Origin of the sequence: Caballeronia sp. LZ008 (genome assembly GCF_031451435.1) — a bacterium.
Lineage (GTDB): Bacteria > Pseudomonadota > Gammaproteobacteria > Burkholderiales > Burkholderiaceae > Caballeronia > Caballeronia zhejiangensis.
On the sequence record NZ_JARUXK010000001.1, the window covers coordinates 1,089,768 to 1,109,492 of the forward strand.

Consider the following 19,725-nt stretch of genomic DNA (forward strand, 5'->3'; position numbering starts at 1 on the left):
GCTCCTATGTGCCGTTAGAATGCCCTTTCGGGATCGCGTATTTTCAGGGAAGGTGAAGCGGGCCGCAACCAAAGCTCGCTAATTTAGCACGATCGTACTATTATTCACGACACCCGCGCTATCGGTGTTGACGCTTATTGCCCGCATCGGCGCGCCGCGTGCCTGCCCGGGCTGAGCCAACCATAAAAAGGGAAGCACAATGGGCCGTTCGATCAACCTGGAAGGCAAGGTCGCGCTGATTACCGGCGCGTCCAGCGGTTTGGGCAAGCGTTTCGCGCAAGTGCTGTCGCAGGCGGGCGCCAAAGTGGTGCTCGCCAGCCGGCGCACGGAGCGCCTGAAGGAGCTGCGCGCCGAAATCGAGGCGTCGGGCGGCGCCGCGCACGTCGTTTCGCTCGACGTCACCGATTACCAGAGCATCAAAGCGGCGATCGCGCATGCGGAGACCGAAGCGGGTACCATCGACATCCTCGTGAATAACTCGGGCGTGTCGACCACGCAAAAGCTGACGGAGGTCACGCCCGCGGACTACGAATTCGTGTTCGGCACGAACGTGCGCGGCGCGTTTTTCGTCGCGCAAGAGGTCGCCAAGCGCATGATCATGCGCGGCAATAGCAACAGCGCGGCCAAGCCGGCGTATCGCATCATCAACGTGGCGTCGGTGGCAGGCTTGCGGGTGTTTCCGCAGATCGGCCTCTACTCGATGAGCAAGGCCGCCGTCGTGCAGATGACAAAGGCGATGGCGCTCGAATGGGGCCGACACGGCATCAACGTCAACGCGATCTGCCCGGGTTATATCGATACCGAGATCAACCACCACCACTGGAAGACCGAGCAGGGGCAAAAGCTCATTTCGTTGCTGCCGCGCCGCCGCGTGGGCTCGCCAAACGATCTCGACGGTCTTTTGCTGCTGCTCGCCGCCGACGAATCGCAGTTCATGAACGGCTCGGTCATCTCGGCGGACGACGGTTTTTCGCTTTGAACTTTTTAGCGCACGCAATGACCACGCATAACGATTTCCACACCGTCTTCGAACTTTCCATGCCGATCCGCTGGGGCGACATGGACGCCTTCGGGCATGTCAATAACACCGTCTATTTCCGCTACATGGAGCAGGTGCGTATCTCGTGGTTCGAAGAGATCGGTCTCGTCGGCGGCAATGGCGACGGGCAAGGGCCGGTGATCGTAAACGCGTCGATGGAGTTTCTGAAGCAGCTTCAGTATCCCGGCGACGTGATCGGGCGCATGTCCGTCGGCAAGCCGGGGCGCAGCAGTCTCGATACGCGCTTCGAGCTGTATCGCGCCGATGAACCCGCCGCACTGTATGCGCGCGGCGCAGCGAAAATCGTCTGGATCGACTACGCGGCGGGCAAGTCCGTGCCGCTGCCGGACATGTTGCGGCAGATCATCGAGACCGCCGCGCCCGTCGCGCCGTAAAGCGCGCAGGTCAGGTGCCGAGCAGCCGTTGCAGCAGTTCGGTCGCATTGCCCGTGTCGTACTTTCTCATGAGCCGCGCGCGGTAGATATCAACCGTCCGAGGGCTGATATCGAGCACGCGGCCGATCTGCTTGCTCGTCTTGCCCGTCACGAGCTGCGCGGCGATCTCGCGCTCGCGCGGCGTCAATTCGATCGCGACCCGCCGCGTCGCGCTCAAGTCCTCGAATGTCCAGACGCCCGCCGCGTGAGGCGCGGTCCGGTCGAGCGCGCGGCCGGTGACGTGACACCAGAACAGTTCGCCGTTCTTGCGCTTCATGATGCGGTCGTCGCTGTACGTGCCTTCCTTGCTGATATGCGCGGCGATGCGCTCGCCGATGCGCGCGAACTCGTCCGGCGAGGGATACAGCACCTCGAACGACTTGCCGATGAGCGCCTCGCGCATGGAACCGAAGATCGCGCAAAGCTGCTCGTTGCAGTCTTCGATCGTGCGCTCGCGCGAAAGCACGAGCCCGACGGGCGCAAGTTGAAACGCGGTTTGATAATCCAGTGCACGCATGTGAGATCGGGCGCGCGGCGCCTTGCGTATCGCGGCGAAAAGCGCCGGGAACCAACGCGCGCGGGCAAAGACTTATGTATTTTTGCGTATTGTGCCGGATCATCGGCACAAAGTACGCTTGTGCTACGTCAAAAGGCCGCGCGATGCGCTCGAACAGTGCATCGGCGGCATCAAAAAACCGATTTTCAGTTGGTTTCAACATGGAAGGGACACACAGATGAACAAGGTCTATCCCAGCGCGAAAGCCGCGCTCGAGGACATCGTCAAGGACGGGCAGACGTTCGCCGTCGGCGGTTTCGGGCTGTGCGGCATTCCCGAAGCGCTCATCGCCGCGCTGCGCGATACGGGCGTCAAGGGCATCACCTGCATCAGCAATAACGCGGGCGTCGACGGCTTTGGCCTCGGTCTCTTGCTCGAGACGCGCCAGATCAAGAAGATGATTTCGTCGTACGTCGGCGAAAACAAGGAGTTCGAGCGCCAATACCTCGCCGGCGAACTCGAGCTCGAATTCACGCCGCAGGGCACGCTCGCCGAGAAGCTGCGCGCGGGCGGCGCGGGCATTCCGGCGTTCTTCACGAACACCGGTTTCGGCACGGTGATCGCGGAAGGCAAGGAAACGCGCCAGTTCGGCGAGAACCATTACGTGCTCGAGCATTCGCTCACGGCAGACGTCGGTCTCGTCAAGGCATGGAAGGCCGATAAATCCGGCAACTTGATCTTCCGGCGCACCGCGCGCAACTTCAACCCGATGTGCGCAATGGCCGGCAAGATCACCGTGGCCGAAGTGGAAGAAATCGTCGAGACGGGCGAACTCGATCCGGACGCGATCCATCTGCCCGGCATCTACGTGCAGCGCCTCGTGCTGAATGCGCAGCCGGAGAAGCGCATCGAACAACGCATCGTCCGCGCGAAAGGAGAGTAATCATGGCTTGGACTCGTGACCAGATGGCCGCGCGCGCGGCGCAGGAACTGCAGGACGGCTTCTACGTGAACCTTGGCATCGGCTTGCCGACGCTCGTCGCCAATCACGTTCCGGACGGCATGGAAGTGTGGCTGCAGTCGGAAAACGGTCTGCTCGGCATCGGGCCGTCGCCGTATGAAGACGAAGTCGACGCCGATCTCATCAACGCCGGCAAGCAGACCGTGACGACGCTGCCGGGCTCGTCGATCTTTTCGTCGGCGGATTCGTTCGCGATGATCCGCGGCGGCCACATCAACCTGGCGATCCTCGGCGCAATGCAGATCAGCAAGAAGGGCGATCTGGCCAACTGGATGATCCCCGGCAAGATGATCAAGGGCATGGGCGGCGCGATGGACCTCGTCGCCGGCGTGAAGAAAGTCGTCGTGCTGATGGAACACGTCGCGAAGGGCGACCAGCACAAGATCCTCGAAGAGTGCTCGCTGCCGCTGACGGGCGTGGGCGTCGTGGATCGCATCATCACCGATCTCGGCGTGATCGACGTCACCGACAATGGCCTCAAGCTCGTCGAGCTGGCCGACGGCGTGACGGTCGAGGAAATTCAGAAGAAGACGGGCGCGCCGCTCGATGTCACGAGCGTGAAGTGATAGCGGCGTGACAGGAACGCCGGTTCTCTCGGCGTGAGCGCGAACACGGGCGGGCGAAGCTTTCGGAGCTTCGCCCGCTTTGCTTTTGCGGGTTTTCGCCCGCATCTGTGCACGCGGGAAGGGGTCGTCCGTTCGGCATAGGCCCGCTCGATCCGGTGAGATGCGCTTTACAATCGTTTCGACACTTCCACGAGGACCTCTCCATGACCGCATCCATCGTCGCCGAAGCCGTGCATTCCGATCTGAGCGAGCCGCGCCAGCGCTTCGTGCAATGCGCGAGCCCGGCGGGTCTGCATCGCGTCGCCTATACGGAGTGGGGCGATCCGGCCAATCCGCGCGTGCTGCTGTGCGTGCACGGCCTGACGCGCTCGGGACGCGACTTCGACAAGCTCGCGCAAGCGTTCGCGCGGGACTATCGCGTGGTGTGTCCGGACGTGGTCGGGCGAGGACTGTCCGACTGGCTCGCGGATCCGCGTTACTACGGCGTGCCGCAGTATGTCGCGGACGTGGTCACGCTGATCGCGCGGTTGAACGTCGAGACGGTGGACTGGTTCGGCACGTCGATGGGCGGTCTCATCGGCATGGCGCTCGGCGGCTTGCCGAACACGCCGATCCGAAAGATGCTGCTCAACGATGTCGGGCCGCATATCGAACCGGTCGCGCTGCAGCGTATCGGCGAGTATCTCGGCAAGCCGGCGCGTTTCGCATCGCTCGACGAAGGCGTGCGGCACGCGGCGGCGCTCGCGTCGTCGTTCGGGCCGCTGACCGACGAGGAGTGGGCGAGCATCAACACGCCGCTCCTGCACGAGCGCGACGGTGCGTGGGGCTTTCGCTACGACCCGGGCATCGCGACGCCGTTCACGTCGGCCACCGATGAGCAGAATGCGGCCGGCGAGGCGTTTCTTTGGCGCTCGCTCGCGTCGATCAGGACGCCGGTGCTCGTCGTGCGCGGCGAGAGCTCGGATTTGCTGTCGCGCGAGACGGTCGCGCAAATGGTCGAGAAAGGTCAGGCCGTGACGAGCGCCGAGATCCCGGGCGCGGGTCACGCGCCGGCGTTTCTTGTCGAAGATCAAATCGCCATCGCCAGGGGGTTCTTTCTCGGCGATGACGCGAGCGGGGCATAATATTGGGCTGAACATAAGGTGCTTGCGCGCCGCTTGCGCTTCTTTTCTCACCATCACCGATCAGGAACAAACAATGGCAGTCATTCGTCATCACGTCGGGCCGCGCCTTTCCGAAACCGCGATCCACAACGGCACGGTGTATCTCGCCGGCCAGATCGCCGAGGACACGGACCAGGACATCACCGGTCAGACGCGCGAAGTGCTCGGTCACATCGACCGCCTGCTCGAAGAGGCGAACAGCGACAAGTCGCACTTGCTGTCGGTGCAGATCTATATCTCGGACATGATCCATTTCCCCGGCATGAACGCCGTGTGGGACTCGTGGGTCGCGGAAGGCAACACGCCGCCCCGCGCCACCGTCGAGGCGAAGCTCGCCAATCCGGCGTGCCTCGTGGAAATCGTCGTGATCGCCGCACAGCGCAACTGAATCGAGTCGTCTGAAGTATTGGCATCGCCCGAATGACCGAGACCGCCGTCCCCACCGAAACGTTGCCCGAGCCGTCCATCGACGACGCGCTCGCGTTCGTGCGCGAGCACGCGAAGGACGCGCGCGTCTCGACGGGCGAACTGCTCGCGGACCACGCTGCCGGCACCGCGCGCATCATGCAGACGCTCAACGTCGATTCGCACGCGGTCGCCGCCGCGGCGCTCTTCGTGCTGGCGCCGCATCTCGACGATCCGGAGAAGGTGATCGCGGAGCGCTTCGGCCCGGAAGTGCAGCGGCTCGTCGGCGATGTGCGCAAGCTGTTGCGGCTTGGTTCGGTCAGCTCGCGCGCGACGCTCGCGGAACTGCCTGAAAACACGCGCGACGCGCAGGCCGCGCGCCGTGCGCAGGTCGAAGCGTTGCGCAAGATGTTGCTTGCGTTCGCGCAGGACATTCGCGTGGTGCTGATCCGGCTCGCCTCGCGCGTGCAGACGCTGCGCTACTACGCCGCGCACAAGATCGAACCGTCGCCCGACGTGCCGCGCGAGACGCTGGAGATTTACGCGCCGCTCGCCAACCGGCTCGGCATCTGGCAACTGAAGTGGGAACTCGAAGACCTGTCGTTTCGCTTCGAAGATCCGGTCACGTACAAACGCATCGCGAAGCTGCTCGACGAGAAGCGCGTCGAGCGCGAGACCTATGTGACCGAGGCCATCGCTCGTCTGCAGAAGGAACTGGAAACCGCGCACATCAAGGCGGACGTCAGCGGACGGCCGAAGCACATCTACAGCATTTGGAAGAAGATGCGCGGCAAGCAGCTGGATTTCGCCGAACTGAACGACGTGCGCGCATTTCGCGTGATCGTCGGCGACATCAAGGATTGCTACACCGTGCTCGGCATCGTGCACAACCTGTGGCAGCCGGTGCCGCGTGAGTTCGACGATTACATCTCGCGTCCCAAGCCCAACGGCTACAAGTCGCTGCATACGGTCGTGATCGGCGACGACGGGCGCGCATTCGAAGTCCAGATTCGCACGTACGAGATGCATCAGTTCGCCGAGTACGGCGTGGCCGCGCACTGGCGGTACAAGGAAGCGGGCGCGCGTGGCTATGCGGGGCAGGTGACCGCGAGCGAGAAATACGACGAGAAGATCGCATGGTTGCGTCAGCTTCTCGCGTGGAAGGACGACGTCGAAGGCGAGCATCCCGGCTGGCAGCATCTGCGCGACGCGACACTCGACGACGACCATATCTACGTGCTGACGCCGCAGGCGCGCGTGATCGCGTTGCCGCAAGGCGCGACAGCCGTCGATTTCGCATATCACCTGCACAGCGAGCTCGGACATCGTTGTCGGGGCGCTCGCGTCGATGGCGCGATGGTGCCGCTCAACACGCCGCTGCAAAACGGACAGACGGTCGAGATCGTCGCGGTGAAGGAGGGCGGTCCGTCGCGCGACTGGCTCAATCCGCAGCTCGGCTATCTGCATAGCGCCCGCGCGCGGCAGAAAGTGCGCTCGTGGTTCCTCGCGGCGGATGCGGCGGAGAACATCGCGGCCGGACGGAGCATCGTCGAGAAGACCTTGCAGCGCGAGGGAAAGACGTCGGTCAGTCTCGAACAACTCGCGGCCAAACTCGGCTTCAAGGCGCCCGAGGAGCTTTACGCACTCGTCGCGAAGGACGAGTTCAGTCTGCGCAACATCGAGCAGGCGCTCTCCGATGCGCCGCCGCCCGAGCCCGAACCCGAAGCGCCCGAGCAGTTCGAGAAGCGCAGCAGCGGGCAAAGCGTGGCGCACGGAGCGTCGACGGGCGTGCTCGTCGTCGGTGTCGATGCGCTGCTCACGCAACTCGCGCGTTGCTGCCGCCCGGCGCCACCCGATCCGATCGCGGGATTCGTCACGCGCGGCAAAGGCATGTCGGTGCACCGGACCGATTGCGAAACGTTCAAGCGCATGGCCGAGCGCTCGCCCGAACGCGTGCTGCACACGACTTGGTCCGCCGAGGTGATGAACGGGCGTGGCTCGTCCGTTTATCCGGTGGACCTTTCGGTTGAATCGGCGGATCGCCAGGGCTTGCTGCGCGACATCTCCGAAGTGTTCGCGCGCGAGAAGATCAACGTGATCGGCGTGAAGAGCCAGAGCCGCAGGAATGTCGCGTATATGCAGTTCACCGTGGAAGTGTCGAGTGCAGCGCAGATTCAACGCGCATGCACGCTGCTCGGCGAAGTGCAGGGCGTGATTCGCGCTTCGCGTCGCGCGTAGCATCTAGAAGGGATTGAACGGATTGGCGAATATTTTCGATTTTTCTGAAGATAAGCACTTGCCAACATCTGAAACACTCCATATAATCTCACTTCTTTCAGGCTCGTAGCTCAGCTGGTTAGAGCACCACCTTGACATGGTGGGGGTCGTTGGTTCGAGTCCAATCGAGCCTACCAACGAAAACGAAATTCAGCGGACTTCGGTTCGCGGGGTTTCAAACCGCAAGAAGCGCGCAGCGCAAAAGGCGAAAAAACATGGCACGTCGAACGTTGACCGAAACAACTTCGGAGCGACGCTAGTCGAGGACCATATTCGCCTTCTGCCAAATTGTTTCGCGGTATGTGTGAAAAGTGAATGCGGCCCCTCGATAGCGGGGCCGCATTTTTTTTGTCTTGCGATTTTCAAACGAAATCGCGTGGCAATGCTTAATCGAATCGCCCGGCATGTGCCGGCGTCTTGGAGAACGATATGGTTTCGGTACGTTTGCCTGATGGGTCGGTCCGACAATACGACCACCCGGTGACCGTCGCGGAAGTTGCGGCATCGATCGGCGCGGGCCTCGCCAAGGCGGCGCTCGCCGGCAAGCTCAACGGCGAACTCGTCGACACCTCGTTTCTGATCGACAAGGATTCGTCGCTCGCGATCGTCACCGACAAAGACCCGGAAGGCGTCGATGTCGTGCGTCACTCGACCGCGCACTTGCTGGCCTATGCCGTGAAGGATCTGTTCCCCGAGGCGCAAGTAACCATCGGGCCGGTCATCGACAACGGCTTCTACTACGATTTCTCGTACAGCCGTCCGTTCACGCCCGAAGATCTCGAAAAGATCGAGAAGCGCATGCAGGAGCTCGCGAAGAAGGACGAGCCGGTGTCGCGCCGCGTCGTCTCGCGCAACGAGGCCGTCGAGTACTTCAAGAGCATCGGCGAGGCGTACAAGGCCGAGATCATCGAATCGATTCCGGAAAGCGACGAGATCCGGCTTTACGCGCACGGCAATTTCATCGACCTGTGCCGAGGCCCGCACGTGCCGTCCACCGGCAAGCTCAAGGTTTTCAAGCTGATGAAAGTCGCGGGCGCGTACTGGCGCGGCGATTCGAAGAACGAGCAACTGCAGCGCATCTACGGCACCGCGTGGACCAAGAAGGAAGACCAGGAGCAGTACCTCCACATGCTGGAAGAAGCCGAGAAGCGCGATCACCGAAAGCTCGGCAAGCAGCTCGACCTGTTCCATCTGCAGGACGAAGCGCCGGGCATGGTGTTCTGGCATCCGAAGGGCTGGTCGCTATGGCAGCAGGTCGAGCAGTACATGCGTCGCCGCGTGAACGAAGCCGGCTATCTCGAAATCAAGACTCCCATGGTTATGGACCGTTCGCTGTGGGAAGCATCGGGGCACTGGCAGAACTATCGTGAAAACATGTTCACGACCGAGTCGGAAAAGCGCGACTACGCGATCAAGCCGATGAACTGCCCGGGCCACGTCCAGGTGTTCAATCACGGCTTGCGCTCGTACCGCGACTTGCCGCTGCGTTACGCGGAGTTCGGTTCGTGCCATCGCAACGAGCCGTCGGGCGCGCTGCACGGTCTGATGCGCGTGCGGGGCTTCGTTCAGGACGATGCACATATCTTCTGTACCGAAGATCAGTTCATCGCGGAATCGATCGCGTTCAACACGCTCGCGATGAGCGTGTATAAGGATTTCGGCTTCGATCACATCGACATCAAGCTGTCGCTGCGTCCGGAACAGCGCGCCGGCACCGATGAAACCTGGGATCGCGCGGAGCAGGGCCTGCGCGAAGCGCTGACCGCGTGCGGCCTGCAGTGGGAAGAGCTCGCGGGCGAGGGCGCGTTTTACGGTCCGAAGATCGAGTATCACATCAAGGATGCGCTCGGCCGCTCGTGGCAATGCGGCACGCTGCAGCTCGACATGGTGCTGCCGGAGCGTCTCGGCGCGGAGTACGTGGCGGAAGACAACAGCCGCCGCCGTCCGGTGATGCTTCATCGCGCAATCGTCGGATCAATGGAGCGTTTCCTCGGCATTCTGATCGAGCATCATGCCGGCGCAATGCCGCCGTGGCTCGCGCCGATCCAGGCCGTTGTGTTGAATATTGCTGAAAGTCAGGCCGAATATGCCGGAAATCTGGCTCAATCGTTGCAAAAACAAGGGCTTAGAGTAGAGTCCGATTTGCGCAATGAGAAGATTAGCTATAAAATACGCGAGCACACGCTGCAAAAGGTGCCGTATTTGCTGGTCGTCGGCGACAAGGAGCGTGATGCACAAACCGTAGCCGTGCGTGCTCGTGGCGGTGTCGATCTGGGCGTGATGCCGGTCGACGCATTCCTCGAACGTCTGCAGCAGGAAGTGCGGGCGTTCAAGTAAGTCACTCGCAGCGCGGCTTGTTTTTTCATTTTTAGAGGAAACGTAACATCGCTACTGATAAGTCGTCACATCGCATCAACGGTGAGATTACCGCGCCGGAAGTGCGTTTGGTCGGAGTGGACAACGAGCCGCTCGGAATCGTGAAACTGGCCGAGGCGTTCCGTCAATCGGAGCAACTCGACGTGGATCTCGTCGAAATCGCGCCGCAGGCTTCGCCGCCTGTCTGCCGTTTGATGGATTACGGCAAGTTCAAGTATTCGGAAGCGAAGAAGCAGCACGAAGCGAAGTTGAAGCAGAAGATCGTGCAGGTGAAGGAAGTCAAATTCCGCCCCGGCACGGATGACGGTGACTACAACGTCAAGCTGCGCAACCTCACGCGCTTCCTCGAAGACGGCGACAAGACGAAAATCACGTTGCGTTTCCGCGGTCGCGAAATGGCGCACCAGGAAATCGGCATGCGTATGCTCGAGCGCCTGAAGTCCGATCTGGACGAATATGGCCAGGTCGAGCAGATGCCGAAGATGGAAGGGCGTCAGATGATCATGGTGCTTGCCCCGAAGAAGAAGGGCAAGTAACCGAACAGCAGTAGGGCGATGGATCGCGCGCCGTCGAAAGGCGGTCGGCGCGGCATTGCCGGCGGTTTCAGGCCGGCGTCATTTCGGTGACGCCGGTCATGAAAAGCGGCGGTTCTTCACCGAACCGTTCGCACACAAGTGGAGCGTGGGTTTCGAAGGGCGGGAAGGGGTTCGCGGGCAGTATCGGCGGATCATCCGCACACCCATGACCATCTAATAAACTGGAGTTGTTTCATGCCGAAGATGAAGACCAAGAAGAGTGCTGCAAAGCGCTTCGTGGTGCGTCCGGGCGGTACCGTCAAGCGCGGTCAGGCCTTCAAGCGCCACATTCTTACCAAGAAAACCACCAAGAACAAACGCCATCTGCGTGGCGCCACGGCCGTTCATGATTCCGATCTGAACTCCGTCCGCGCAATGCTGCCGTTCGCCTAACCTCATCTAACTTAAGGAGAGCAACATGCCTCGAGTAAAACGTGGGGTTACCGCACGGGCCCGTCACAAGAAGATCATCCGTCTGGCCAAGGGTTACCGCGGCCGTCGCAATAACGTCTATCGCATCGCCAAGCAGGCGGTCATGCGCGCAGGCCAGTACGCCTACCGCGATCGCCGCAACAAGAAGCGTGTGTTCCGCGCACTGTGGATCACGCGTATCAACGCGGCGGTGCGTCAGCACGACATGACCTACAGCGTGTTCATCAACGGCCTGAAGAAGGCTTCGATCGAACTCGACCGCAAGGTTCTGGCTGACATGGCTGTGTTCGACAAGGCTGCTTTTGCTGCGATCGTGAAGCAGGTGAAAGCCGCCGTTGCAGCCTAATTGCGAAATTAGTACTGCGTGGTTCGCCTCCTCGTCGCCGCATCGTAGAAATACGTTGACGGCGGCGCGAAGGCAGAAAACGGGGCTCTCACCGAGCCCCGTTTTTGTTGGTCGGACGGTTTTGCGCATCTCATGCCCATCGTGGAGCGTGGATGAGCAAAACCGAACCTCAGATTGAATTTCGACGCTAAAAGATGGGATCAATGGATCTGGACCAGATTGTCGCCGACGCGAAAAGCGCCTTTGAACACGCCGCCGATACCACCACGCTCGAAAACGAGAAGGCACGGTTCCTCGGCAAGTCCGGCGCGCTGACCGAATTGCTGAAGGGATTGGGCAAGCTCGATCCGGAAGCGAAGAAGACAGAAGGCGCGCGCATCAATCAGGCAAAGCAGCAGGTTGAAGCCGCGCTGAACGCGCGCCGTCAGGCGCTGGCCGACGCGCTGCTGAATCAGCGTCTCGCGTCGGAAGCCATCGACGTCACGCTACCGGGACGCGGCGCGGGTGCGGGCACGCTGCATCCGGTGATGCGTACGTGGGAGCGCGTCGAACAAATCTTCCGCACGATCGGTTTCGATGTCGCCGACGGTCCGGAAATCGAGACCGACTGGTACAACTTCACGGCGCTGAACAGCCCGGAGAACCATCCGGCGCGCTCGATGCAGGACACGTTCTACGTCGACGGCAAGGACGCGGATGGCCGTCCGCTTTTGCTTCGCACGCATACGAGCCCGATGCAGGTGCGCTACGCGCGCATGAACAAGCCGCCGATCAAGGTGATCGTGCCGGGCCGCACGTATCGCGTGGACAGCGACGCCACTCATTCGCCGATGTTCAACCAGGTCGAAGGCCTGTGGATCGAAGAGAACATCAGCTTTGCGGATCTGAAGGGCGTCTACACCGATTTTCTGAAGAAGTTCTTCGAGCGCGACGACATTCTCGTGCGCTTCCGTCCGTCGTATTTTCCGTTCACGGAGCCGTCCGCCGAGATCGACATGATGTTCGAACACGGCAAGAACGCGGGCAAATGGCTGGAAATCTCAGGCTCGGGGCAGGTGCATCCGACCGTCATCCGCAACATGGGCCTCGATCCGGAGCGCTATATCGGCTTCGCGTTCGGCAGCGGCCTCGAGCGCCTGACGATGCTGCGCTACGGCGTGCAGGATCTGCGTCTGTTCTTCGAGAACGATCTGCGTTTCCTGCGTCAGTTCGCGTAAAGCACTTAGCGCCCGCGGCGATCGCTTCCCGATAAGCGGCGATCGTGAGACTCCAAACATTTCGAACGTAGACACACATGCAATTCCCAGAATCCTGGCTCCGCAGTTTCGTCGATCCCAAGCTCTCCACCGACGAACTCGCGCACGCGCTGACGATGGCCGGCCTCGAAGTCGAAGACCTGCGCCCGGTCGCGCCGCCGACCACGAAGATCGTCGTGGGCCAAGTGCTCGAAGTCGCCAAGCATCCGAACGCCGACAAGCTCAACGTCTGTCAGGTCGATGCGGGCACGGGCGAGACGCTCAATATCGTGTGCGGCGCGCCGAACGTGTCGCCGGGCATCAAGGTGCCGGTCGCGCTGATCGGCGCCGTGCTGCCGCCGGCCGAAGCGGGCGGCGAGCCTTTCGCGATCAAGCCGACGAAGCTGCGCGGCGTCGACAGTCAAGGCATGCTGTGCTCCGCACGTGAGCTCAAGCTGTCGGAAGATCACAGCGGTCTCTTGATCCTGCCGACCGATGCGAAGGTCGGCCAGGACATCCGCGAGGCGCTCAATCTCGACGACACCGTCTTCGAAATCAAGCTCACGCCGAACAAGGCAGACTGCCTGTCGGTGTTCGGCGTTGCGCGCGAGACGGCAGCGATCACCGGCGCGCCGCTCAAGCAACCGGACATGCCGGCCGTCGAAACGAAGCTCGACGAAAAGCTGCCGGTCAAGGTGCTCGCGCCCGATCTGTGCGGGCGCTTCTCGGGCCGCGTGATTCGCGGCGTGAACGCCCGCGCGAAGACGCCGCAATGGATGGTCGAGCGTCTGGAACGTGCGGGCCAGCGCAGCATCTCCGCGCTCGTCGACATCTCCAATTACGTGATGCTCGAACTCGGCCGTCCGACGCACGTGTTCGATCTCGATAAGATTCACGGCGCGATCGAAGTGCGCTGGGGCAAGAAGGGCGAGTCGCTGAAGCTCCTGAACGGCAACACCGTCGAGCTCGATGAAACCGTCGGCGTGATCGCCGACGATCGCCACGTCGAAAGTCTCGCGGGCATCATGGGCGGCGACAGCACGGCCGTCTCGCTCGACACCACCAACATCTATCTCGAAGCCGCGTTCTGGTGGCCGGACGCGATCCGCGGCCGCGCGCGCAAGTACAACTTCTCGACCGATGCGGCGCATCGCTTCGAGCGCGGCGTCGATTATTCGACGACCGTCGAGCATATCGAACGCATCTCGCGCCTGATCCTCGACATCTGCGGCGGCGAAGCCGGTCCGGTCGACGATCAGATCGTCAACGTGCCGGATCGCAATCCGGTGTCGATGCGCGTGTCGCGCGCGCATCGGATCATCGGCGTAGAGATCGGCGCGGAAGAGATCGCGCAGATCTTCACGCGTCTGAACCTCGCGTTCGAGCGCGACGGCGACACCTTCAAGGTCACGCCGCCGCCGTATCGCTTCGATATCGAGATCGAGGAAGACCTGATCGAGGAAGTCGCGCGCATCTACGGTTTCGAGAAGATTCCGGCGCGCCCGCCGGTCGCGCGCAGCGAGATGCGCATCACGAACGAAACGAAGCGCTCGATCCATACGCTGCGCCACGAAGTCGCCGCGCGCGACTACTCGGAGACGGTGAACTTCAGCTTCGTCGACGCCGAGTGGGAGAAGGACTTCGCCGGCAACGATAATCCGATCAAGCTGCTGAACCCGATCGCGAGCCAGCTCTCGGTCATGCGTTCGACCATGTTCGGCAGCCTGATCGAAGTGCTGCGTCATAACCTGAATCGCCGCGCAGACCGCGTGCGCGTGTTCGAAGCGGGGCGCGTGTTCCATCGCGACGCAACGGTTAAAGCGGGCGAACTGACGGTCGAAGGCTTCGCGCAACCGAAGATGATCGGCGGGCTCGCGTATGGTCCGGTGGTCGAGGAACAGTGGGGCGTGGCCACGCGCAACGTCGACTTCTTCGACGTGAAGGGCGATGTCGAAGCGCTCTTCGCGCCCGTCGTGCCGCGCTTCGTTAAGTCGGAGCATCCGGCGTTGCATCCGGGACGCAGCGCGCGCATCGAGGTGGCGGGGCGCGCGGTCGGCTGGATCGGCGAACTGCATCCGCGCTGGCTGCAAAAGTACGACTTGCCGAACGCGCCGATCCTCTTCGAAATCGACGCCGACGCGTTGATGGATCGCGCATTGCCGGCGCCGTCCGAAGTGTCGAAATTTCCGCCGGTGCGTCGCGATATCGCGATTGTCGTGGATCAAAACGTGGCGGTTCAGGCGCTGCTCGACGAGCTCGAAAGCGCGCGCGCGGAAGCGGCGTGCAGGTACGTCACGAAGGTTGCCCTTTTCGATGAATTTCGTCCAAAATCAAATACTTCCGGTGGCTTGGGAGCGCATGAGAAAAGTCTTGCCTTCCGTGTAACGTTGCAAGATACTGGCGGCACGCTTCAGGACGAAACGGTCGATACGGCTATCAAAACGCTGGTGGATCGCCTGGCTCGAGTACACGGCGCGCGGTTGCGCGGATAGCCTTCAGTTGGCCCTTTCCGTCTTAATCGCCAAGTCTTAAATATGGCAAGCGCCGTTTTACCGATATGAACCAAATGAACTCGAGTGATTTCGAAGCCCTTCTTTCGGCGCAGCGTAGCGCCATGACCCGAGATATTCCGACCTCGAGCGCGCCCGGCGATACGCCGACGCTCACCAAAGCCGAGTTGGCGGAGATGCTGTTCGACCATGTCGGTCTGAACAAGCGCGAAGCCAAGGACATGGTCGAAGCCTTCTTCGAGGTCATCCGCGATGCGCTGGAGAGCGGCGAGAGCGTCAAGCTTTCCGGCTTCGGCAATTTCCAGTTGCGCGACAAGCCTCAGCGTCCCGGCCGCAATCCGAAGACGGGCGAGGCCATTCCTATCGCCGCGCGGCGGGTCGTCACGTTTCATGCAAGTCAGAAGCTGAAGGCGCTGGTCGAAACGGGAGCGGAGACCGATCTCACTCGCTGATTTCCCGGTGGCGCGCGAATGACTCGCGCGTCGCGTTGCTTGGCCACCGCGCTTCAATCGACATCACTTATAACGATGGTTGATCGACGATGGAAAAAGTCGTCTTGCCTCCGATCCCCGCCAAGCGATACTTCACGATTGGCGAAGTCAGCGAGTTGTGCGGCGTCAAGCCTCACGTGCTGCGCTATTGGGAGCAGGAGTTCACGCAGTTGAGGCCGGTCAAGCGGCGTGGCAATCGCCGCTACTATCAGCATCACGAAGTCTTGTTGATCCGGCGCATCCGCGAGTTGCTGTACGAGCAGGGCTTCACGATCAACGGTGCGCGTAACCGGCTCGATTCGCAGGGACGTGCAATCGACGACGATGCGGACATGGCCGAGACGCAAGTATCGACGCAGGCTCAACCGGGCGTCGATGTCGAGCAGTTGCGCAAGGATATTCTTCAGGTGATCGATCTTCTCGGAGGATGAACGCCGTCCGATTCAAAGTCCCGATGCCGCGAGTTCTCGCGGCATTTTTTTTGTCCGTCCCACGCTGTAATTACCGGATGCGTCGCAAGGCATCGTGGCCGCCGATGTAGCGAAGGTGTACCAGCCGCCGTCGAGGAGTCGATGACCGGACAGGCCCTGCCCGCGGTTAAGGCTTGACGCCTACGCGGAAGCGTTTTTTCGGACCGGCTGCTTGCGTGGCCGGCAACTTGGTCTTGACCGACCAATAGACGATGCTCGGTCCGACGCCCCATGGCGGATAGATGCGCCAGTCATCGACGCCATGGTGGAAGAAGTAAAGCGCGAAGCATCGGCCTGGTCTCGACGCGCGAACGGAGACATAGCGGCTGCCGCCGGGATAGATGCGCCCGAAGCGCGTGACGCGCGCGCCGCTTCCCGGACCGAACCATCTCGCGACTTCCGCGCGCAGGGCGGAGCAGGTTTGGCCGCATCGGCTGCGCCGCGCTCTGGCGGACGCTGGGACAGACAAAGGCATGGGGCGCCGTTCCTTATGTGTCACCTTAAGATTAGGGCTTAAATTACTGACACACAAGTGTTTTTTAGGCTTTTACGTCTGAATATTGGCGGGCGGCGCCGCGTTTTTGCGCGCGTGTCGTCCATGACGAACGGCTTCGGACGGTCATGCCCATCGTCGCGGTCGTTCTGGTCAGCGCTTCTTCATCGGCGCCGACTTTAAGCATTGCATCGGCGAGGTGGTAGTCGAGCTGCGCACGCCCGTGGAGAAACGCGGGCGATGCGTCATTGATGACCCGCGAGGGGCCAAGAAAAAAGGCTCTCCGGCAGAAGCCGGAGAGCCTTCAATTTCTGGTCGGGGCGAGAGGATTTGAACCTCCGACCACCTGCACCCCATGCAGGTACGCTACCAGGCTGCGCTACGCCCCGAAAGAGCGAAAGTATATCAGAGAGAAACGAATAGTAGAACTGCTTCCAACAATTTCGCTGTTGCACTCACAAAATTCACTCGCAATGCGTCAGAGCGTCAGTTCCGACTGCGTGTACGGCGACGTCTGGATCTTCACCGAATCCTCGCGCTCGGCCGACGCCCGCTCAGGCGAGACTTCCAGCGCGAAGCGCTGACGCCTGCGGAACCTCAAAGCCAGAAGCAACGAAATCGCGCATGGAATCAGATAGGTGGCGATGCGCTCCGTCCACGCGATGCGCGATCCGAAAGTGTCGTACGGCGTGCGCTCATCGAAGCCGGCGGACGCAAAGATCATCGTCAACGTGAAGTCCAGCACCATGGCCGCGCCGCACAGACACAGAAAGATCAAGGCGCCGTTCCACTTCAGAGCGCGTTCGCTCGCATTCAACGTGCGGCAGACGAAGAGCGTCACGCCCAGCAAACTCAGGATAAAAATCAAGGGAAGCCACGGAAAATGCATGTCGCGCGCCTCGCGTATGGGTAGAAGGGACGATCCCGGCGGCGCGCAAGATGGATTTATGTTGCGTCTGGAGCGCCCGCTTCCGGAAGCGAGCGCGATGATTACACGCAAGTCTCGACGCAAAAATAAGAGTAATCCTAATCAGATTGGCCGATCGGCCAGCGACTCCGACAGGAAATCGATGAACGTCCGCACCTTCGTCGTCATGTATTTGCGGCTCGTGTACACCGCATACACGGACGGCGCGAACGCCGAATAGCTCGGCAGCACGCGCACGAGCGAGCCCGACGCCAATTCCGGCTCGACGATCCACGCCGGAAAGTATGCGAGCCCGAGTCCGGCGCGCACGAGCTGTAGCGCCATCGACGTATCGTTGGTCTTGAGCACCGCCTGGTTCTTCACGGTAAACGCGCCGTCCGGGCCCGTCAACGTGACGGAATCGATATTCGTGTAGGTCGGCAACACGAAGCGATGACGCGCGACATCATCCGGATGACGCAGCTTGCCGTGCTGTTCGAGATACGCGCGCGAACCCGCGAGCACGAACGGCATCTTGCACAGCGGCCTGACGATCAGCGAGGGCGAAGGCTCCGACGTGGCGCGAATCGCCATGTCGTAGCCTTCCTCGACGAGATCGACGAAGCGATTCTCCAGCCGCAGATCGACGAGCACGCCCGGATAGCGCGCCTGATACGCGACAAGCAGATCCGCGAAGGTGCGATTGGCGAACCAGCCTGGCGCGGTGACCTTGAGCACGCCTTGCGGCTCCGCCGTCTGCACGCCGACGGCGGCTTGCGCGGCCTGCAGGATGTCGAGCGCCTCGCTGCATTGCTCGTAGTAGACGTTGCCGGCTTCCGTGAGACTCAGGTGACGCGTCGTGCGGTTCAGGAGACGCACGCCGAGCTGGCGCTCCAGATTGGCGACGTGCTTGCTCGTCATCGCGGTCGAAATGTCGAGCCGTTCTGCAGCCTTCACGAAGCTGCCGGCCTCGACGACTTCGCGGAACACGCGCAAGCTGGTGAGAGCATCCATCGATCATTTCCTGCCGGGAAACAAAACGCTAATGTTAGCCGGATTTATCGACCGACGATGTCTGCCTAAACTGCAGGCAACCCACCTTCACTGGAGTTTTGCGATGTCTGCGACACACACTCGACCATCCGCGGCCAACGCGTCGGCGCTCGCCGGCTACGCTCACGCGCTGCTGCGCATCGTCGCTTCGTATCTGCTGCTCACGCATGCGAGCGCGAAGCTGTTCCATGTTCCGCACATCGCGATGTTCGACGGTCTGCCGCTCGTCTCGCTGCTCGGCGTGGCGGGCGTCATCGAATTGATCGGCGGCGTGCTCGTGCTGATCGGCCTGTTCACGCGGGCGGCGGCGTTCGTGTTGTCGGGCGAACTGGCGTTCGCGTACTTCATCGGGCACGCGCCGAAAGGAAACTTCCTGCTGCCGCTATTGAATCAGGGCGAGCCGGCCGTGCTGCTGTCGTTCATCTATTTGTTCATCGCGGCGGCGGGGCCGGGCGCGTGGAGCATCGACGGGCGACGTTGAGCATTACTTCGGCCACTCGTCTAGCTCGTCGTTGAAGAGCGAAGCGACGATGCCGCGCAGCCACATCGTGCGCGCATCGTTGTGAAACTTGCGATGCCAGTGCTGCTTCAGATCGAAGCGGGGCAACGCGAGCGGCGGCTCGGCGAGCGTGATCGACGCATGCTCGGCGACATACGCGAAGCCGATCGCATGCGGCACCGTCGCGATCAGATCGGTGCGCGACAGGATGAACGGCAGGCTCATGAAGTGCGGCGTTTCGAGCACCGCGCGCCGGCGCACGCGTTCCTTGTCGAGATAATTCTCCAGCACTTCCTGGCTGCGGCCTTCCGCGCGCACGACCGCGTGGCCGCATTCCATGAAGCGTTCGAGCGTGAGCGGCTGGTTCGCGAACGGATGATCGCGCCGCATCAGACAGATGAACCGGTGCGAGAAAAGCCGCTGCTGAAAGAAGTTGTTGCCGCGCAAGTCCGGAAAGTAGCCGACCGCCAGATCGATATCGCCGGCTTCGAGCCCGCGCTCCACATCGCCATGCGACGCCGACACCGAGCGCAGATTCGCGTTCGGCGCTTCCTTCGCGAAGGCCTGCAAGAGGCGCGGCAGAAAGACGATCTCGCCGACATCGGAAAGCGCGATCGAAAACGTCTCCGTGCTCGTCGAAGGATCGAAGTGCTGCCGGTCGAGCAGGCCGCGTTCGATGCGCGCCAGCGCCTCGCGCGCCGCGGGCACGAGCGCGATGGTGCGCGGCGTCGGCTCCATGCCGCGCGAGGTGCGCACGAAGAGCGGATCGTTGAAGTACTCGCGCAGACGTGCGAGCGCGGTCGACACGCGCGGCTGACTCACCCCGAGCCGCTCGGCGGCGCGGCTCACGTTGCGCGTCTCCTCGATGGCGACGAGGTACGGAATCAGGTTGAGATCGAGATCGTTCATTTCGGAACCGCCGTCTCCTCGCGTCGAT

21 protein-coding genes and 2 tRNA genes are annotated in these 19,725 nt (G+C 61.8%); 17 read left to right on the plus strand and 6 right to left on the minus strand.

Annotated elements, in window-relative coordinates:
* Positions 1 to 199 precede the first annotated feature (199 nt).
* Complete coding sequence (locus tag QCE49_RS05135) at positions 200 to 979, plus strand: SDR family oxidoreductase (RefSeq protein ID WP_008350325.1); 780 nt, start codon at positions 200 to 202, stop codon at positions 977 to 979.
* A 17-nt stretch (positions 980 to 996) separates the two neighbouring features.
* On the plus strand, positions 997 to 1,434 hold the full coding sequence (locus tag QCE49_RS05140) for a thioesterase family protein (protein WP_008350323.1): 438 nt from the start codon (positions 997 to 999) through the stop codon (positions 1,432 to 1,434).
* A 10-nt stretch (positions 1,435 to 1,444) separates the two neighbouring features.
* On the opposite strand, the gene QCE49_RS05145 is transcribed toward QCE49_RS05140, so the two are convergent.
* Positions 1,445 to 1,990 carry a LuxR C-terminal-related transcriptional regulator gene (locus tag QCE49_RS05145; protein ID WP_244807937.1) on the minus strand — a complete coding sequence of 182 codons (546 nt, stop codon included), beginning with the start codon at positions 1,988 to 1,990 and terminating at the stop codon, positions 1,445 to 1,447.
* 217 nt (positions 1,991 to 2,207) lie between these two features.
* On the opposite strand from QCE49_RS05145, the gene QCE49_RS05150 reads away from it, so the two are divergent.
* From QCE49_RS05150 to QCE49_RS05215, 14 genes are all read left to right on the plus strand, one after another.
* Complete coding sequence (locus QCE49_RS05150; RefSeq protein ID WP_008350318.1) at positions 2,208 to 2,912, plus strand: CoA transferase subunit A; 705 nt, start codon at positions 2,208 to 2,210, stop codon at positions 2,910 to 2,912.
* Between the two features lie 2 nt (positions 2,913 to 2,914).
* On the plus strand, positions 2,915 to 3,556 hold the full coding sequence (locus QCE49_RS05155; RefSeq protein ID WP_008350316.1) for a CoA transferase subunit B: 642 nt from the start codon (positions 2,915 to 2,917) through the stop codon (positions 3,554 to 3,556).
* A gap of 203 nt (positions 3,557 to 3,759) precedes the next feature.
* Positions 3,760 to 4,680 (plus strand): alpha/beta fold hydrolase, encoded by a 921-nt coding sequence (locus QCE49_RS05160; protein ID WP_250456428.1) that lies wholly within the window; start codon positions 3,760 to 3,762, stop codon positions 4,678 to 4,680.
* Between the two features lie 73 nt (positions 4,681 to 4,753).
* Positions 4,754 to 5,107, plus strand: a complete 354-nt coding sequence (locus QCE49_RS05165) for a RidA family protein (RefSeq protein WP_008350311.1) — start codon at positions 4,754 to 4,756, stop codon at positions 5,105 to 5,107.
* Positions 5,108 to 5,139: 32 nt separating this feature from the next.
* Positions 5,140 to 7,362: a bifunctional (p)ppGpp synthetase/guanosine-3',5'-bis(diphosphate) 3'-pyrophosphohydrolase gene (locus QCE49_RS05170; protein WP_034472050.1), complete on the plus strand. Its 2,223-nt coding sequence runs from the start codon at positions 5,140 to 5,142 to the stop codon at positions 7,360 to 7,362.
* Between the two features lie 99 nt (positions 7,363 to 7,461).
* Positions 7,462 to 7,538: transfer RNA gene (locus QCE49_RS05175), tRNA-Val, on the plus strand.
* A 292-nt stretch (positions 7,539 to 7,830) separates the two neighbouring features.
* Entirely contained in the window at positions 7,831 to 9,738 is a 1,908-nt protein-coding gene (gene thrS / locus QCE49_RS05180) for a threonine--tRNA ligase (protein ID WP_008350308.1), read from the plus strand.
* Between the two features lie 47 nt (positions 9,739 to 9,785).
* Entirely contained in the window at positions 9,786 to 10,313 is a 528-nt protein-coding gene (infC, locus tag QCE49_RS05185; protein WP_075583511.1) for a translation initiation factor IF-3, read from the plus strand.
* Positions 10,314 to 10,547: 234 nt separating this feature from the next.
* Positions 10,548 to 10,745, plus strand: coding sequence for a 50S ribosomal protein L35 (gene rpmI / locus QCE49_RS05190; RefSeq protein ID WP_004191477.1), 198 nt, complete (start codon positions 10,548 to 10,550; stop codon positions 10,743 to 10,745).
* Positions 10,746 to 10,770: 25 nt separating this feature from the next.
* The gene (rplT, locus tag QCE49_RS05195; protein WP_008350196.1) at positions 10,771 to 11,130 is read left to right on the plus strand and encodes a 50S ribosomal protein L20; all 360 of its coding nucleotides are present in this window, start codon (positions 10,771 to 10,773) and stop codon (positions 11,128 to 11,130) included.
* A gap of 203 nt (positions 11,131 to 11,333) precedes the next feature.
* Positions 11,334 to 12,347 (plus strand): phenylalanine--tRNA ligase subunit alpha, encoded by a 1,014-nt coding sequence (gene pheS, locus QCE49_RS05200; protein ID WP_033537244.1) that lies wholly within the window; start codon positions 11,334 to 11,336, stop codon positions 12,345 to 12,347.
* Positions 12,348 to 12,424: 77 nt separating this feature from the next.
* Complete coding sequence (gene pheT / locus QCE49_RS05205; RefSeq protein ID WP_250456426.1) at positions 12,425 to 14,857, plus strand: phenylalanine--tRNA ligase subunit beta; 2,433 nt, start codon at positions 12,425 to 12,427, stop codon at positions 14,855 to 14,857.
* 65 nt (positions 14,858 to 14,922) lie between these two features.
* Complete coding sequence (locus tag QCE49_RS05210) at positions 14,923 to 15,327, plus strand: integration host factor subunit alpha (RefSeq protein WP_008350190.1); 405 nt, start codon at positions 14,923 to 14,925, stop codon at positions 15,325 to 15,327.
* A gap of 89 nt (positions 15,328 to 15,416) precedes the next feature.
* Positions 15,417 to 15,797, plus strand: a complete 381-nt coding sequence (locus QCE49_RS05215) for a MerR family transcriptional regulator (RefSeq protein WP_250434517.1) — start codon at positions 15,417 to 15,419, stop codon at positions 15,795 to 15,797.
* Positions 15,798 to 15,963: 166 nt separating this feature from the next.
* Here QCE49_RS05215 and QCE49_RS05220 read toward each other — a convergent pair whose 3' ends face one another.
* The 4 genes from QCE49_RS05220 to QCE49_RS05235 form a co-directional block, all read right to left on the minus strand.
* A complete protein-coding gene (locus QCE49_RS05220) occupies positions 15,964 to 16,311 on the minus strand; it encodes a hypothetical protein (protein WP_244807941.1) in 348 nt (115 codons plus the stop codon).
* 330 nt (positions 16,312 to 16,641) lie between these two features.
* Positions 16,642 to 16,718 (minus strand) — tRNA-Pro (locus QCE49_RS05225).
* A gap of 89 nt (positions 16,719 to 16,807) precedes the next feature.
* On the minus strand, positions 16,808 to 17,218 hold the full coding sequence (locus tag QCE49_RS05230) for a hypothetical protein (protein WP_250456425.1): 411 nt from the start codon (positions 17,216 to 17,218) through the stop codon (positions 16,808 to 16,810).
* A 141-nt stretch (positions 17,219 to 17,359) separates the two neighbouring features.
* A complete protein-coding gene (locus QCE49_RS05235) occupies positions 17,360 to 18,250 on the minus strand; it encodes a LysR family transcriptional regulator (protein ID WP_250434526.1) in 891 nt (296 codons plus the stop codon).
* A 103-nt stretch (positions 18,251 to 18,353) separates the two neighbouring features.
* Between QCE49_RS05235 and QCE49_RS05240 the strand changes: the two genes are divergently transcribed.
* Positions 18,354 to 18,770: a DoxX family protein gene (locus tag QCE49_RS05240; RefSeq protein ID WP_250456423.1), complete on the plus strand. Its 417-nt coding sequence runs from the start codon at positions 18,354 to 18,356 to the stop codon at positions 18,768 to 18,770.
* A gap of 3 nt (positions 18,771 to 18,773) precedes the next feature.
* Here the strand turns inward: QCE49_RS05240 and QCE49_RS05245 are convergent, their stop codons facing one another.
* On the minus strand, positions 18,774 to 19,697 hold the full coding sequence (locus tag QCE49_RS05245; protein ID WP_250456421.1) for a LysR family transcriptional regulator: 924 nt from the start codon (positions 19,695 to 19,697) through the stop codon (positions 18,774 to 18,776).
* Between the last annotated feature and the right edge of the window lie 28 nt (positions 19,698 to 19,725).

Bases quoted from the DNA above. Each gene is read 5' to 3' on its own strand.
- QCE49_RS05135 (WP_008350325.1), top strand. From the start codon at position 200: ATGGGCCGTTCGATCAACCTGGAAGGCAAGGTCGCGCTGATTACCGGC.
- QCE49_RS05140 (WP_008350323.1), top strand. From the start codon at position 997: ATGACCACGCATAACGATTTCCACACCGTCTTCGAACTTTCCATGCCG.
- QCE49_RS05145 (WP_244807937.1), bottom strand. From the start codon at position 1,990: ATGCGTGCACTGGATTATCAAACCGCGTTTCAACTTGCGCCCGTCGGG.
- QCE49_RS05150 (WP_008350318.1), top strand. From the start codon at position 2,208: ATGAACAAGGTCTATCCCAGCGCGAAAGCCGCGCTCGAGGACATCGTC.
- QCE49_RS05155 (WP_008350316.1), top strand. From the start codon at position 2,915: ATGGCTTGGACTCGTGACCAGATGGCCGCGCGCGCGGCGCAGGAACTG.
- QCE49_RS05160 (WP_250456428.1), top strand. From the start codon at position 3,760: ATGACCGCATCCATCGTCGCCGAAGCCGTGCATTCCGATCTGAGCGAG.
- QCE49_RS05165 (WP_008350311.1), top strand. From the start codon at position 4,754: ATGGCAGTCATTCGTCATCACGTCGGGCCGCGCCTTTCCGAAACCGCG.
- QCE49_RS05170 (WP_034472050.1), top strand. From the start codon at position 5,140: ATGACCGAGACCGCCGTCCCCACCGAAACGTTGCCCGAGCCGTCCATC.
- thrS (WP_008350308.1), top strand. From the start codon at position 7,831: ATGGTTTCGGTACGTTTGCCTGATGGGTCGGTCCGACAATACGACCAC.
- rpmI (WP_004191477.1), top strand. From the start codon at position 10,548: ATGCCGAAGATGAAGACCAAGAAGAGTGCTGCAAAGCGCTTCGTGGTG.
- rplT (WP_008350196.1), top strand. From the start codon at position 10,771: ATGCCTCGAGTAAAACGTGGGGTTACCGCACGGGCCCGTCACAAGAAG.
- pheS (WP_033537244.1), top strand. From the start codon at position 11,334: ATGGATCTGGACCAGATTGTCGCCGACGCGAAAAGCGCCTTTGAACAC.
- pheT (WP_250456426.1), top strand. From the start codon at position 12,425: ATGCAATTCCCAGAATCCTGGCTCCGCAGTTTCGTCGATCCCAAGCTC.
- QCE49_RS05210 (WP_008350190.1), top strand. From the start codon at position 14,923: ATGAACCAAATGAACTCGAGTGATTTCGAAGCCCTTCTTTCGGCGCAG.
- QCE49_RS05215 (WP_250434517.1), top strand. From the start codon at position 15,417: ATGGAAAAAGTCGTCTTGCCTCCGATCCCCGCCAAGCGATACTTCACG.
- QCE49_RS05220 (WP_244807941.1), bottom strand. From the start codon at position 16,311: ATGCCTTTGTCTGTCCCAGCGTCCGCCAGAGCGCGGCGCAGCCGATGC.
- QCE49_RS05230 (WP_250456425.1), bottom strand. From the start codon at position 17,218: ATGCATTTTCCGTGGCTTCCCTTGATTTTTATCCTGAGTTTGCTGGGC.
- QCE49_RS05235 (WP_250434526.1), bottom strand. From the start codon at position 18,250: ATGGATGCTCTCACCAGCTTGCGCGTGTTCCGCGAAGTCGTCGAGGCC.
- QCE49_RS05240 (WP_250456423.1), top strand. From the start codon at position 18,354: ATGTCTGCGACACACACTCGACCATCCGCGGCCAACGCGTCGGCGCTC.
- QCE49_RS05245 (WP_250456421.1), bottom strand. From the start codon at position 19,697: ATGAACGATCTCGATCTCAACCTGATTCCGTACCTCGTCGCCATCGAG.